The organism is Sorangium sp. So ce119, from assembly GCF_051524405.1.
Classification (GTDB): domain Bacteria; phylum Myxococcota_A; class Polyangia; order Polyangiales; family Polyangiaceae; genus Sorangium; species Sorangium cellulosum_G.
On sequence record NZ_CP150310.1, the window covers coordinates 8,175,012 to 8,188,999 of the forward strand.

Sequence of the window (13,988 nt, forward strand, 5' to 3'; positions counted from 1 at the left end):
GGGTCAGTGACGGAGCGCCTCGGCTGCGGGGGCCGGCACGTCGTCATCATCGCCGCCGCTCGCCTCCGCGCGCCTGACCTCTTCCTCGTAGGCGAGGAGCACGAGGGGCCTCAGACGCTCGATGTCCTTCAGGCCCGCGATGTAGACGCGGCTCTTGCCGACGTTCTCGGGCGCGGGCTCGATCTCGAAGCCCGGGACGAGCGGCGAGGCGCGCTCGACGGCGAGGCGCGTCACCACCGCCTTGCGACGCCCATCGAAGAAGAGGCGCATGAACCATTTCTTCCGGTTGCCGATGTTCAGACCGAAGTAGTTCACCGAGTCGAGGTACTGGACCTGGGGCTTGTCCTTCACCGCCGAGTCGGCGCAGATACGCTGTATGATCTCGTAAGCCTCGAGCTCTTCGGCTGTGGTCACGATCCCCTTGTTGATCTCAGGCTGCGACTCCGCCGGAGGGCGCGGGGGCGCCGGAGGAGGCGCCGCTACGGCCGCGATGGGGGCTTGCTGCACGGGCTCGTAGGTCTCCTGCTTGATCGAGCGGGTCGCCATCTCGAGGAGCGTCGACTGGATCGCCTTCTTCACGATGGGCACGAACTTCTCGACCCGCTTGGCCGTGAGCTTCCCGGTCGTGATGTTGATCTCGCTCAACAGGAACCGAGTGAACGACTCCGAAGGGTTCCGGAGGAGCTCGTTGACATAGCTCGTCACCTTGCCGGTATAGATGATGTCCTCGGCGCGATGCCGCACGAGAGCAGCATCGAAGAAGGCCTTCGAGAACGCCTCGAGCGTCTCGACGTCGCGCTCGGAGAACGCGAGCACATCGAACTCGAAGAAGGCTTTTCCATCCATGATGTTCGGCTCTTCGAGATCGGTGAAGAACAGATACCGTACGCCGTTCGTCACGACGGCGACCTTCACCGACGGTGTCGCGTTGAAATAACGCTGGAGCTGACCGTTGTGGAGGTTCGGCTCGGTATCCGCAGACTTGCACTCGAAGAACATGATCGGCATGCCGTTCAGGTAGATCGCGTAATCGACCTTCTCGGACGGACCGCTCGGACGCTTCTTGGCGAAGTCGGCGATGTATTCCGGGTGGACTTCCGTGGGGTCGAAGATGTCGTACCCGAGCGCGTCGAGGAAGGGGAGAATGAGCGCATTCTTGGTCGCTTGCTCTCCCCGGGTGTGAGGTTGCCTTCTACGGACGTTCTCGCTGAGACGACGGATGTTGTCGAGGAGCGCCATATTCCCTCTGAGAGCACCGGCTTGGAGCCAGCGGGACTCGCTGGCGGTCGCTCCCCCGGGACAGGAGCGCGCACTTTCCTTCAGACTGATCGATACACCTGTTGTCTTTCCATCACGACACGAAAATTCTGTCCGAAGACGGTTTGGTGGGTGAAATACATCGGATGACCGTGGATGCCCGGCGCTGTCTCCTCACGGGGCAGCACCGCGCTCTTCGGCATCGTCGCGACCACATGGGGGCGCGCGCCAGTGAACGAAGGACACGGCGCAGGTGCTGTTCGCGAGGGCGCGTTCGCGGCGGTGCATCGAGGATCGCGAGCTACTGCTCTGATCGCTCGCTGGTGACTGCCCTCGCCGGCTCCCCCCAACGCCGGTACAGTGACGCACACCAGCAGAAGAGCCGTGGATCGCCGTGGAAGCGTTATCGCGAATCACCCGAGCATCATGGCGCGTCGTCGCCGCGCCATGGGCAACTCGCCCGGCGAGACGTGGCGCGCCCGGGAGGCGGTCACGAGGTCGCGCGCCCAGGTCGCCTGGCCCTCGCGCCTCCCGCCTCCCCGCTGACGGCCGGCCTCAGTTCCAGAAGGAGCAGGTGCCGTCGACGCACCCGCAGGCGAGCCCCGGGCTGGTGCAGTCGCAGGTCGAGATGCCGCCGCTCAGGGCGGGGTTGTGGCAGAGCTCGCCGCCGCAGCCGCCAATGGAGCAGTCGGCGTCCGTGGTGCACGCGTCGCCGCTGTTCCGGATGCAGAGCCCGCTGACCGGCGTCCTGTCGCCCGAGGCCGCCTCGATGCACGCCTCGAGCTCCGGCGTCTGCCGCCAGCCGCACGCGCCCGACGCGTCGCGCTCGCACCTGCTGTGCGCCGGATAGCACGCGTACTCGTCCCGGTACTCGCAGGTGCTCGCCACGTCCTCGTCGGCGCAGATCTGCCCGCTGCAGCCGGTCACCACGCACGACCCGGGCTCGGCGGGCTCGCCCCCCTTGCCCTCGAGGCACCATTCAAGCTTCGGCGTCTGCTGCCAGCCGCACGCGCCCGACGCGTCGCGCTCGCAGATGCCGAATTCCGCATAGCACGCGTACTCCTCGCGGAACTCGCAGTCGGTGATCACGTCCTCGTCGGCGCAGATCTGCCCGCTGCAGCCCGTCACGACGCACGGCGCGGGCTCGGGAGGCTCGCCGCGCTTCTCCGCGATACACGCCTCGAGCTCCGGCGTCGGCCGCCAGCCGCACTCGCCCGACGCGCCGCGCTCGCAGACGCCGAGCTCCGCGTAACACGCGTACTCCTCGCGGTACTCGCAGGTGGTGATCACGCCCTCGTCGGCGCAGATCTGCCCGCTGCAGCCCGTCTCGATGCAGGCCCCAGGGACGCCGCCCGCAGACCCGCCTCCCCCGGGACCACCCCCCGCCGTCCCGCCGCCACCGGCTCCGGGCCCGCCGTCGCCCGGAGTCTGACAGCCCTTGCCCTCGGCGCCGGTGAGCAGGGGTACGAAGAGCACGAGCATCGCAGCAAGGAATCGATGACGGTTGCCGAACACATCCATGGTCAAGCCTCCTATCCTGCGATCGACCGTGGCACCCGGCAGCCGCTGGCGCCAGGGGCCGCCGGTCGCTTCACAGCCCCGGGCCCGGGCGTCGTCGGACGCGTGAACGCGGCGCTCCCGCCATGCGCGCTCGGCTCCCACCAGGGGAACGAGCCGCTCTCAGGCCCCGTGCGCCCACCCCCGGATCCGCGCGCACACGCGGCGACGAGGCGCACGCTTTGCGGCTGCCAGCGGTGGCAGCCCGCGGCTGCACACTCTGGCACAGGACCGGCGGACACCGCGAAATCCACCGGATTTTCGCTGCAATTTGCCTGGCCTGCCGCTTGCTACGTGCGCCGGACGCGGGACTTCCCAAGTGCAACGGACACCGGCGAAAAGCATGACGCTCTGTGTCTTGTCGTGAACGAGGTGACCATGACCTTCCTGTCTAGAACTTACGCGCGCTGGCTCGTCCTCGCGACGGCAGCGGCATCGGCCGGGCTCACCGGCTGCCAGGGAGGCTCCACGACGGGGCCTTCACCCGATGACGCGCAGACCGACTTCATCTCGGGCAATCCGAGGAACCCCGACGGGAGAGACAACTCGGAGGGGGACGACGCCGGCGGCAGCACGGGCGCCGGCGGCGGCGCCGGGGCCCCGACGGCCGACGATGGCGGCGACGGCGGCGCCGAGCGCGCGATCACCGAGGCCGACATCATCCAGGTCCACGACGGCAAGCTCTACGCGCTCTCGCAGTACTCGGGGCTCAGCATCATCGACATCTCGCGGCGCGACCGTCTCAGGCTCGTCGGGCGCTACGAGGCGAGCGGGATCCCGTTCGAGATGTACCTGCGCGACGGGGTCGTCTACGCGATGTTCTCGTCGTGGGGACAATACATCTACAACGAGGCCGACGGCTCGTACACCTTTGAGCAGACGAGCCGAATCGAGGCGCTCGACGTCTCCGACCCGGCGAACATCGCGTCGATCGGGTCGTTCAACCTGCCGGGCAGCATCTCCGACTCCCGCATCGTCGGCGACGTGCTCTACGCCGTCACCTTCGAGGACGGGTATTGCTGGGGGTGCTCGGGGACGCGGAACACCACCGTCACCTCCCTGGCCGTCGGCGACCCCGCCGAGATCACCGTCGTCGATCAGCTCACCTACGACGACGAGGATCCCTACGGCTACGGGTGGCAGCGCAGCGTGAGCGTCACCGCAGATCGCATGTACGTCGCCGGCATCGAGTGGAACGGCACCGACGAGGGACACTCCACCATCCAGGTCATCGACATCTCCGACCCCGGCGGCGACCTCGTCGAGGGCACGAGCGTCGAGGCCGTCGGCCAGATCCAGAGCCGCTGGCAGATGGACGAGCACGAGGGCGTCCTCCGCGTCATCAGCCAGCCCGGCCTCTGGTGGAACAACGCGGCGAAGCCCGGCGTCCAGACCTTCACCGTCGCGTCCTCGCAGGAGCTCACGCCCCTCGGGTACACCGAGCTCACCCTGCCCCGGCCCGAGTCGCTGCGCTCCGTCCGCTTCGACGGCGACCGCGCCTACGCGATCACCGCCGAGCAGACCGACCCGCTGTTCACCATCGACCTCAGCGACCCGGAGAACCCCGCCCAGCTCGGCGAGCTCGAGATCCCCGGGTGGGTCTACCACATGGAGCCGCGCGGCGATCGCGTGCTCGCGCTCGGCTTCGACAACGCCGCCGCCGAGGGCGCGCTCCACGTCTCGCTCTTCGACGTCTCGGATCTCGCGAACCCCACGATGCTGGAGCGCGTCCACTTCGGCGGCGACTGGGGCAACTTCGCCGAGGATCAGGACCGGATCCACAAGGCCTTCACCATCCTGGACGACCTCGGCGCCCTGCTCGTGCCGTTCAGCGGCTGGGAGTACGACGAGGCCGGGTACGGCTGCGGCGCGTACCGGAGCGGCATCCAGCTCATCGACTTCACGGCCGACACGCTCACGAAGCGCGGCGTGGCCCCCGCGCGCGGCCAGGCGCGCCGCGCCTTCGTCCACGACGACAGGCTCTTCGCCGTCTCCGACCAGGAGGTCGGGACGTTCAGCATCGATGACCGCGACGCCCCCGTCGCGACCGCCGATCTCGCCCTCGCGACCGTCGTCAGCAACGCGGTCACCACCGGCGACCTCGTCGTGCGCATGAGCGCGGACTGGTGGACGAACCGCGCGCAGCTCGAGGTCGTGTCCGCCTCGGATCCGACCCGCGCCGAGCCGCTCGGGCGGCTCGACCTCACGACGCTGACGTCCGAGTCGCAGGGCGACTGCTACGGCTCCGGCCTCGCCGAGGCGCGCGTCTTCACGCACGGGCAGCACGCGTACCTGCTCTGGCCCACGTACACGGACTGGTCGAAGACGAACCTCGCCGTCATCGACCTCACGAACCCCGCGGCGCCCCGGATCGCCAGCCAGCGCGAGCTGCCGTTCAGCAGCAATGCGCTGTACGCCGGCGGATATTACGGCGCCGTCCTCCAGGCCGGCGACGCCGTGGTCCAGGCAGGGAGCACCCTCGTGCTCCGCAACGCGAACGACACCTATTATTACTACGACGACGTCTACTACGAGGGCAGCAGCGGCACCGGAGCGCCGCAGCCCGCCGAGGCGTCGCTCGAGATCATCGATCTCTCCAACCCCTCGAGCCCGGCGCACCGCACGGTGGCGCTGCCCGAAGGCGCTGGCCACACCGCCCTCCTGATCGACGGCACCACCGTGCTGACCTCGCACTGGGTGCCGCTGCCCGACGATCCCACGAGGGCGCGCTTCTACCTCGACCGCATCGACGTGGCCGACCCGTCCGCGCCGGTCGTGCGGACGCCGGTCAACGTGCCCGGCTCGCTGCTCGCCTTCGACTCCGCGTCCCGACGCGCGCTCACGGTGGACTACGAGACGGTCGAGTTCGCGGCGGCGGACTACGCGGCGTGCTACGGCGTCTTCGCCGAGGCCCGGTTCGAGCCGACGAACCAGGAATCCTGGGAAGGCCCCGGCGTGTGCACGGGGACGCGCCGCACGCTGAAGCTCCTCGACGTCGGCGACACGACGGCGCGGCTGCGCGACGAGAGCTCGCTGCCGGACAACCGCCGGATCGCGCAGGTGCTCGCTGGCGATGACCGGGTCTTCATGTACACCGCCGGGAACTACGTCGTGGCCGAGAGCGACCGGGAGAGCTCGACCGGGATCCTCGTGGCGAGCGGGCTGGAGGCAGGCAGCATCGACGTCGCCACCCAGCCGCTCGAGGACCTCGACTACGGCTGGCCGATCCTCGCGGACGGCGCGCGCCTCGTCATCGCGAGCTACAACCCGCCGTCGATCGCCGTCCTCGACGCGGCCGATCTCGACGAGCTCACGTACGAGACGAAGGGCGAGCTCTCGTCGTACACCCACCGGGTGACGATCTCCGGCGATCGCGCGCTCTGCTCGCTCGGGCACTACGGGCTCGAGGTCGTCGACCTCGGCGACTGATCCTCGCGCCGCGCCTCCGCCGCTCGCCCCGGGCAGCGGAGGCGCAGCCCCGCTCCCCTCCCCCGTAGCGCTGCCCGATCTTCTGCACCGAACCCCACACGTACACGGCCCCTGAGCTCAGCAGCAGCCCGGGCAGGAGCGGCGGCCGGGAGGTCCCGCTTGGCGCGGGCGCCCGGGTGCGGCACACAAGGAGCATGGGCAGAGCCGAGCTCGGGCAGCTGATCGATCGCGACGACCTCGACGCCTCGGACGGCTCGCGAGGCCGCCTCTCGATCGCCGTCCCGGCCGCGTGGACGCGCGGCGGCGCGGACCTCGAGATCGCCGTGCCCGCGCGCATCACGTGCGCCCGCTGCGACGGCGGCGGCTGCGACAGCTGCGCGCGGAGCGGCGCCCACCGCGCGCCGTCCGAGCTCGCCGCGAGGACGCTGCGGCTCCGCCTGCCCGCCGACCTCACCGGCGGCGCGACGCTCCGCCTGGTGCGCCCCTTCGGCGAGCACGCCCCCCTCGATCAGCTCCTCGTCGACATCCGCGCGGACAGCGCGGCGTCGCCGGGCGTGCGCTGCGTTGCGCCGCCCCCGTCGGACGCGCTCGCGCGCCCTGCGAGCGAGCGCGGCGGTCGCCTGCGCGCGCTCGGCGCGCAGCTCAGCGCGCCGGCCGTCCTCGCGACCCTCGCCGCGATCGCGGCGGTCGTGGGGCTCCTGTTCGGCCGCTGAGCGCGCCGCGCGATCGCTCCGCCCGCCGAGCGGGCCTCGCCCGCTGCGCGCGCCGTCTGCCCAGCGCGCGCAGCGCCGCGGAGCCGGCGAGAGCGCCCGCGGCAGACACGGGCGCGGACGCGCGCGGGGCCTCGCTGCCGTGCGTTGCCCATGCTAGCGAGAGGCCCGCGGAAGCGCGCGGACGTCGACCGCGCCGCGACGGCCGCGGACGGAGAGCAAGCACATGAGCCTCAGCGAGCCCTTGCGGGCCAGGATCGCCACCATCATCCGCGAGAACGACGTCGTCCTGTTCATGAAGGGGACGCGGTCGATGCCGCAATGCGGGTTCTCCGCCACGGTGGTGAGCATCCTCGACGAGCACCTGCCCGAGTACCAGACCGTCGACGTCCTCTCGGACGCCGCGCTGCGCGACGGCATCAAGGAGTTCTCGAGCTGGCCGACGATCCCGCAGCTCTACATCCGCGGCGAGTTCGTCGGCGGCTGCGACATCGTGAAGGAGCTGCACGCGACCGGGGAGCTCGTGAAGACGCTCGGGCTCGCGCAGGGCGCGCCGCAGGCACCGCCCTCCCTCCGCGTGACCCCCGCGGCCGCCGCCGCGTTCCAGTCGGCGCGGGAGTCCGACGCCGACTTCGTGCACATCGAGATCGACCCCTCCTACACCTACAGCCTCTACTTCGGCCCGCGGCAGGCCGGCGACGTCGAGGTCGAGGCGGGCGGGGTGGTGTTCCTCCTCGACCGCGCGAGCGCGCGGCGCGCCGAGGGGCTGTCGATCGACTTCGTCGACGGCCCCTCCGGCGGCTTCAAGCTGGAGAGCCCGAACGAGCCGCCGCGGGTCAAGCAGCTCTCGCCCGCCGCGCTCAAGGCGATGCTCGACGGCGGCGAGCCGATCGAGCTCTTCGACGTCCGCACCGCGCAGGAGCGCGCGATCGCGAAGATCGAGCGGGCTCGCCACCTCGACCAGGAGGGGCAGCGGTACCTCGACGCGCTCCCCAGGGACGCGCGGATCGTCTTCCACTGCCACCACGGCGGGCGCAGCCAGGCCGCCGCCGAGCACTACCTCGCGAAGGGCTTCAAGAACCTCTACAACCTCGAGGGCGGGATCGACGCCTGGTCGCACAAGGTCGATCCCTCGGTGCCGCGCTACTGAGGACCGACCGCCCCGAGCGCGCGCCGCGCTCGCGACGACGAGCGCACGGCGCGTCGCGCCTTGTCTGAATTTTCCACCCACACTCCGCGAGCGCCTCGGTCCTTCAGGGCCGCCGTGGGATCATGTATGCCTGCCGTGTGGGAGCCGACGATCAGTCGACGATCAGGGCGCACGACGCGGTGCGGGCACCGGCGGAGACGGCGACGCCTGGCCTCGTGGTCATCTTCACCCGCGGGCAGCCTGCTTGCGCGCCGATCCCGCTCAGGGACGGCGCGGTCGCGCTCGGTCGCGCGCCGGCGGACGACGTCGTCGTCGTCGAGGACGACCAGGTGTCGCGCCGGCACGTCCGCGTCTCCCTCCTGGCCCAGGGCATCCAGGTCGCCGATCTCGGCAGCAGGAACGGCACCTTCGTCGACGGCAAGCAGGTCGAGCGCCAGCTCTTCCCGGCGCTCCCGCGCGTGCTGCGCATCGGGAGCACGCTCCTGCGCTTCACCGCCGACATCGCGCCGTTCCAGCGGGGCGGCGTCCTGGAGCACGAGGACGGGCTGGTCGGCCCCACGCTCCGGCAGGCGCGCGAGAAGATCCAGCGCGCGGGGGCGCGCGGCGACACGCTGCTGCTCACCGGGCCGAGCGGCTCGGGCAAGGAGCTCGCGGCGCGCGCCTTCCACGCGGCGACCGGGCGCGGCGGGCCGTTCGTGGCCGTGAACTGCGCCGCGATCCCCGAGGGGCTCGCGGAGCGGCTGTTCTTCGGGGCGCGGCGCGGAGCGTACTCGGACGCGAACGCCGACGCCGAGGGCTACGTGCAGGCCGCGCACGGCGGCACGCTGTTCCTCGACGAGGTCGCGGAGCTCGACCCGTCGGTCCAGCCCAAGCTGCTCCGCGTCCTCGAGACGCGCGAGGTGGTCGCGCTCGGCGATACGCGCCCGCGCAAGGTGGAGTTCCGGCTCTGCGCGGCCACCCTGAAGGAGCTCCAGGCCGAGGTCGCGGCGCGCCGCTTCCGGGAGGACCTCTACTACCGCATCGGCCGGCCGGAGGTGCGGATCCCGGCGCTGTCGGAGCGGCTCGAGGAGCTGCCGTGGCTGGTCGCCGCGGAGCTCCGGCGCGACGGCGCGCGGCTCGCGCCGAGCGCCGCGTTCCTGGAGGCCTGCGCCCTGCGCGCGTGGCCCGGCAACGTGCGGGAGCTGCTCCGCGAGGTGCGGCAGGCGGCCCTCTCGGCGCGCGAGGCGGGGCGCGCCGCGGTGGAGGCGTCGGATCTCGCGCCGTCGGCGGGCCTCGACATCACGGAGGTCGCGCGGCGCACGCCGGCGCCGGTGGAGATGCGGCGGATCGCCATCGAGATGGCGCTGCGGCGCGAGCAGGGGAACGTCTCGCGCGCGGCCCGCTCGCTCGGGATGCACCGCAACCAGCTCCGCCGCTGGCTCGTCCGCCACGGCCTCGACGCGGCGGCGTTCGCCGGCGCGCGCACGGGCAAGGACGAGGAGACCTCCGGCGAGGACGCTGGGCGCCGCGAGCCGTCCTGAGCGAACCGCCGAGCAGGCGAGCGGCGAGCGGGCGAGCGGATGAGCGGTTGAATCCGGCGCTCGATACCCCAGAGTGATCCGGGAGCAACGACGGGAATCGGGAAGGAGCGCTGCACTCTTCCTGACCTCTCGCCCGCGTCGGACGTCTCGTCCTTTCACCGCGCCACCGGGTCACCGAGCCTCCGCGGTACGCAGGACGGTGGGCTGTTGCGGTGAACCATGCGAAGGAGCCTCCATGAGCTCAGGAATCGGGTATCGAACCACGGATCTCTGCGATGAGCACCCGGACGCCGTCGTCGTCGCCGACCCCGTCTTCCGGGACTACGGCGGAGCGCGCCTGTTCCACGGGCGCGTCGCCACGGTCAAGGTCCACGAGGACAACGTGCTCGTCCGCAAGACGCTGGAGGAGCCGGGCCAAGGGCGGGTGCTTGTCGTCGATGGAGGCGGGTCCCTCCGCTGCGCGCTCCTCGGCGACAACGTCGCCGAGATCGCCCTCCAGAACGGCTGGGCCGGGCTGATCGTTTACGGCTGCGTCCGCGACGCGGAGGCGCTCGCCCGACTCCCGATCGGCGTGAAGGCCCTGGCGACGCACCCACGAAAGAGCGGCAAGAAGGGCGCTGGCGAGCGCGATGTGCCCGTGACGTTCGCCGGGATCACCTATGTTCCCGGCGGATTCGTCTATGCCGATCACGACGGGATCCTCCACGCACAGAAGCAGCTAGCCTGAGGCGCTCGGCCGCCGCGCGGGGCAAAAACGCACGTGGACGAGCAATTTCGCCACACCTCCGGCGCGGTGAACCGCGGTGGTTGCTCCCAGGATTGCTGTGCTCGGCTCCGGCCGGGACGCGCGGACGTCGCGCGCTGCGTCGAAGCGCGCTGCCTGGCGCGGCAGATGCATCAGGCCGGAACACGCGGAGCTACCAACACCTCGTACCTACGGGAGGAAAAAGAATGAGCAACATCACGTCCGACCTGAAGAGCGATCTGACCAAGAGCCTGGAGTCGCTTCAGACCCTGCGCGACGAGATCCGGGTCAGGCTCCACCTTGCTGGCATGGAGGCGAAGGACGCCTGGGGGAAGCTGGAGCCCACGCTCCTCGACGCCGAGAAGCTGGCCGAGGACGTCTCGGAGACCTCGCGGAACGCGCTGCGCGACATCCTGGAGAAGGTGAAGGAGTTCCGCTCGTCGCTCCCCTCCTGATCGCCGGGATCGAAGCGCGCTTCTCCGCGTGAGCGGCGCCGCTGGCGGCGTTCACCAGGGCCCGTGAGCTCTGGTGATCACCGCCAGCCTCGTTTTGTGTTCCTGGCTGGAGCCCGGCGCGGGATCACCCGCGCAGCGCCGCGGACACGGCGCGCGCGACGTTGCCCCACCGGGGATCGGCGGCGCAGGCCGCGAGCCGCTCCCCCACCACGTGGGAGCGCCGGTGATCGAGGAAGCCGGGCGGGCGCGGGAAGGTCGTGAGCGGCGCGCGCAGGATCGTCTTCTCGACCTGCCCCAGCATCGCCGTGTTGTGGACGAAGCCGAGCCCGCTCTGGATGTCGGCGAGCGTGGCGCTCGGATGAGCGCCCCACGGCGGGACGACGGCCGCGTGCGCGGCGGCGGGCGCCTGGTTCACCGCGATCACGCCGTAGCGGAGCTCGAGCAGGGCGCGGTCGAGCGCGGCGGCGACGGCGGGGTCCTCCTCGCTGATCGGGTGCGCCACGATCGACGCGCTCAGGGTGCCGTGGAGCCGGTCGTTGCAGAAGCGCGTCGCCGCGTCGAGGAACTCCACCGGGTCGCTCGAGCCGACCTCGACGATCGAGAGGAGGCCGCAGCGCGGCTCGGTCGAGAACAGCGGCTCGTCGGCGTCCGATCCGGACAGGCCCGTGATCAGCGTCCACGGAAGCTCGCCGGGCCCGGGCTCGCCGATGCGCACGACCCCGCGCGGCAGCGGCACGTCGGCGGAGCCATCGAGGCGCTCGCGCTCGAGCGGCGCGCGCCCGGCCGTGAGCGCGGCGTGCCGCGCCCCGGCCTCCGGGTGGGCGGGGCGCCGCGGGGGGACGGCGGCGAGCGCGCGGTGGAGCATCCGGAGGAGCAGCGCTCGCTGCACGAAGCCCCTGGGCAGCACGAGGACCTGCGCCTCGTGGCCGGCGAGCGAGGCGTTGCTCACGATCTGGCGCGCGAGGAGCCTCGCCTGGAACCAGAGCTCGTCCTCGCCGTAGAGCCACGGCGTCACGACGACCGGGGTGACGCCGCCGAGCGTGGAGGAGATCGGCCTGTCGAGCAGCCGCTCTCCCGACGCCCGCCGGAGCGCCTGCGAGGGGCCCGACGGCCCCCAGACGAGCGCGTCGTGCGCGGCCGCCGAGCCGGCGACGTGGACCTCGGCGACGGCGGGGTGACGAGCGAGGTAGGCGCCCGCGTCGGCGCCGCCGTAGACGAAGCGGAGGAGCCCGCGCGAGACGAGCGGCGCGAGGGCGCGCTCGAGGATGGCGCCGAGGGGCGCGCTGCGCGGGCTCATCGCGAGCGCCACGACCCGCCCGTCGACGAACAGCTTGTGGAGGGCGTCCCGGAGGGGGACGCCCGCAACATCGTCCGCGCCGAGCACCAGCGCGACGCCCCCCTCGGGGTCGCGCTGCTGATAGAAGCGCGCTTGCCCCTCGCGGACGCCGGCGGGGGTCGCGCCGGGCAGCATCAGCGCGCGCGCGCGGACGGGTCCGTGGAGCGCGCCGTCGCGAAGACGCGTGGGGAACACCTCCACCTCGACGCGTCCGTCGGCGCGGGCGCGCAGCGCGTCGCGCCCCAGCCGCGGGCGGCCGCGCGCGGCGATGTCGTCGAGCGCCTCGGCCAGGAGGCGCACGTGCGAGAGCGTCGGCCACGGCCCCGCGAGCCACGCCGCGCCGCTCGCGGCCGAGCCGGGATCGATCCCCATGACGGCGCACGAGGCCTCGACGTGCGGGCGCGCGGCGACGAGCAGGCCCGGGAGCAGCGAGCGGAGCAGGGACGCCTTCTCGCGCGGCGGCATGCGCGCGAACCCGAGCGCCGCCTCGCCGAGCTCGGACAGCGCGCGATCGAGCTCTACCGGCGGTGTCTCCGGCCCGAGCGGGGCGCCGAGATCCGCCGCCGGCGCGGCCGCGGCGTCGCTGACGGGGGGGAATCCGGGCGCGGGAGCGGCGGCGGCGACATCGGGGACAGGCAGCATCGGCGGGGAAGACTACAGGCTGGAGATCGCGCGCGCGAGCGCAGCGGCGGGCCGCGGCGTGCGTATGGCCGGCCTGCTCGGGATTCGGTACAGTCCTCCGCCATGGATTGCGCTTTCAGCACGGGTCGGGGCTCCGCGCGCGCGCCCGCCTCCAGGATCGCTCCCCGCTCGGCGGCTTGCGGTCTCCTTCTCGGCCTCGGCGCGCTCCTCCTCGCGCCCGTGTCGGCGGCGCAAGAGCCCGCTCAGCCGCTCCCGCAAGGCCAGGGACAGCCCGGCGGAGCCGCCCAGCCGCCGACCGGGTACCCGCAGCAGCAGGGATATCCCCAGCAGGGTTATCCCCAGCAGCAAGGGTATCCTCAGCAGGGTTACCCCCAGCAGCAAGGGTATCCTCAGCAGCAAGGCTATCCCCAGCAGGGTTATCCCCAGCAGCAAGGTTATCCCCAGCAGCAAGGCTATCCCCAGCAGGGCTATCCCCAGCAGCAAGGCTATCCCCAGCAAGGCTATCCCCAGCAGGGTTATCCCCAGCAGCAAGGCTATCCGCAGCAGGGCTATCCCCAGCAGCCGCCCGGCTACGGTCCGGGGTACGCCTTGCCGGAAGGACCGCCGCCCCCGCCGAGGCCGCCCGAGGCCACCTGCTGCCGCTGGTCGGTCCGCTACAACGCCCTGGATCTGCTGTTCGGAAGGATGACCTTCGAGGGCGAGGTCGCCGTCCTCGGGCCGCTCACCATCGGCATCACCCCGTCGTGGATCTGGGGCTCGCTCGAGGACGCGAGGCTCGACACAACCGGATACGCGCTCGCGGCCGACGTCGGTATCTACGTGGAGGGCAAGCCGCTCCAGGGGTTCTGGGTGAAAGGACGCGTCGGCTACGAGTCGTTCGAGGCGGTCTTCACCCCCAACCCCCGTGCCCCGGCGATCACAGGGAAACGCGACGTGAGCAGCGCCGTCCTGGGCCTCATCATCGGGAGCACGAACATCTTCGGCCGCGACGGCGGGTTCGCCATGTCGGGGGGGTTCGGGCTCGGCGTCGCGCTCGCCCCTCCGGAAGAGCTCACGATAAACGGCACGCCCGTGGACGTGTTCTACGACAAGATCGAGAAAATCAAGCTCATGGGGTCGCTCTCGCTCGGCGTCGCGTACTGATCGCGTCCGCTGCGCCCTGATCGGCGGCAGCGCGGCCTTACCGC

At 71.6% G+C, this 13,988-nt stretch carries 11 protein-coding genes; 7 read left to right on the forward strand and 4 right to left on the reverse strand.

Annotation, left to right across the window (positions count from 1 at the left end):
• Positions 1-3: 3 nt before the first annotated feature.
• Together WME76_RS30825 and WME76_RS30830 are read right to left on the reverse strand one after the other, a co-directional pair.
• A complete protein-coding gene (locus WME76_RS30825) occupies positions 4-1,239 on the reverse strand; it encodes a type I restriction endonuclease (RefSeq protein ID WP_437955827.1) in 1,236 nt (411 codons plus the stop codon).
• 573 nt (positions 1,240-1,812) lie between these two features.
• A complete protein-coding gene (locus WME76_RS30830; RefSeq protein WP_437955828.1) occupies positions 1,813-2,778 on the reverse strand; it encodes a hypothetical protein in 966 nt (321 codons plus the stop codon).
• A gap of 414 nt (positions 2,779-3,192) precedes the next feature.
• Between WME76_RS30830 and WME76_RS30835 the strand changes: the two genes are divergently transcribed.
• The 6 genes from WME76_RS30835 (at position 3,193) to WME76_RS30860 (ending at position 10,823) form a co-directional block, all read left to right on the forward strand.
• Positions 3,193-6,243: a beta-propeller domain-containing protein gene (locus tag WME76_RS30835; RefSeq protein ID WP_437955829.1), complete on the forward strand. Its 3,051-nt coding sequence runs from the start codon at positions 3,193-3,195 to the stop codon at positions 6,241-6,243.
• 194 nt (positions 6,244-6,437) lie between these two features.
• Positions 6,438-6,956, forward strand: coding sequence for a hypothetical protein (locus WME76_RS30840; protein ID WP_437955830.1), 519 nt, complete (start codon positions 6,438-6,440; stop codon positions 6,954-6,956).
• 223 nt (positions 6,957-7,179) lie between these two features.
• Entirely contained in the window at positions 7,180-8,103 is a 924-nt protein-coding gene (gene grxD, locus WME76_RS30845) for a Grx4 family monothiol glutaredoxin (protein WP_437955831.1), read from the forward strand.
• A 137-nt stretch (positions 8,104-8,240) separates the two neighbouring features.
• The gene (locus tag WME76_RS30850; RefSeq protein WP_437955832.1) at positions 8,241-9,623 is read left to right on the forward strand and encodes a sigma 54-interacting transcriptional regulator; all 1,383 of its coding nucleotides are present in this window, start codon (positions 8,241-8,243) and stop codon (positions 9,621-9,623) included.
• 235 nt (positions 9,624-9,858) lie between these two features.
• A complete protein-coding gene (gene rraA / locus WME76_RS30855; protein ID WP_437955833.1) occupies positions 9,859-10,350 on the forward strand; it encodes a ribonuclease E activity regulator RraA in 492 nt (163 codons plus the stop codon).
• A 224-nt stretch (positions 10,351-10,574) separates the two neighbouring features.
• Positions 10,575-10,823, forward strand: coding sequence for a hypothetical protein (locus WME76_RS30860; RefSeq protein WP_061611017.1), 249 nt, complete (start codon positions 10,575-10,577; stop codon positions 10,821-10,823).
• Between the two features lie 124 nt (positions 10,824-10,947).
• Here WME76_RS30860 and WME76_RS30865 read toward each other — a convergent pair whose 3' ends face one another.
• Together WME76_RS30865 and WME76_RS30870 are read right to left on the reverse strand one after the other, a co-directional pair.
• A complete protein-coding gene (locus WME76_RS30865; protein WP_437955834.1) occupies positions 10,948-12,801 on the reverse strand; it encodes a hypothetical protein in 1,854 nt (617 codons plus the stop codon).
• A 12-nt stretch (positions 12,802-12,813) separates the two neighbouring features.
• Positions 12,814-13,332, reverse strand: a complete 519-nt coding sequence (locus WME76_RS30870; protein WP_437955835.1) for a hypothetical protein — start codon at positions 13,330-13,332, stop codon at positions 12,814-12,816.
• Between the two features lie 57 nt (positions 13,333-13,389).
• Here WME76_RS30870 and WME76_RS30875 point away from each other — a divergent pair, with 57 nt between their 5' ends.
• On the forward strand, positions 13,390-13,944 hold the full coding sequence (locus WME76_RS30875; RefSeq protein WP_437955836.1) for a hypothetical protein: 555 nt from the start codon (positions 13,390-13,392) through the stop codon (positions 13,942-13,944).
• Positions 13,945-13,988: the final 44 nt, after the last annotated feature.

Excerpts from the sequence above, each read along its gene's own strand:
- WME76_RS30825 (WP_437955827.1), bottom strand. The coding sequence starts at position 1,239 with ATGGCGCTCCTCGACAACATCCGTCGTCTCAGCGAGAACGTCCGTAGA.
- WME76_RS30830 (WP_437955828.1), bottom strand. The coding sequence starts at position 2,778 with ATGGATGTGTTCGGCAACCGTCATCGATTCCTTGCTGCGATGCTCGTG.
- WME76_RS30835 (WP_437955829.1), top strand. The coding sequence starts at position 3,193 with ATGACCTTCCTGTCTAGAACTTACGCGCGCTGGCTCGTCCTCGCGACG.
- WME76_RS30840 (WP_437955830.1), top strand. The coding sequence starts at position 6,438 with ATGGGCAGAGCCGAGCTCGGGCAGCTGATCGATCGCGACGACCTCGAC.
- grxD (WP_437955831.1), top strand. The coding sequence starts at position 7,180 with ATGAGCCTCAGCGAGCCCTTGCGGGCCAGGATCGCCACCATCATCCGC.
- rraA (WP_437955833.1), top strand. The coding sequence starts at position 9,859 with ATGAGCTCAGGAATCGGGTATCGAACCACGGATCTCTGCGATGAGCAC.
- WME76_RS30860 (WP_061611017.1), top strand. The coding sequence starts at position 10,575 with ATGAGCAACATCACGTCCGACCTGAAGAGCGATCTGACCAAGAGCCTG.
- WME76_RS30865 (WP_437955834.1), bottom strand. The coding sequence starts at position 12,801 with ATGCTGCCTGTCCCCGATGTCGCCGCCGCCGCTCCCGCGCCCGGATTC.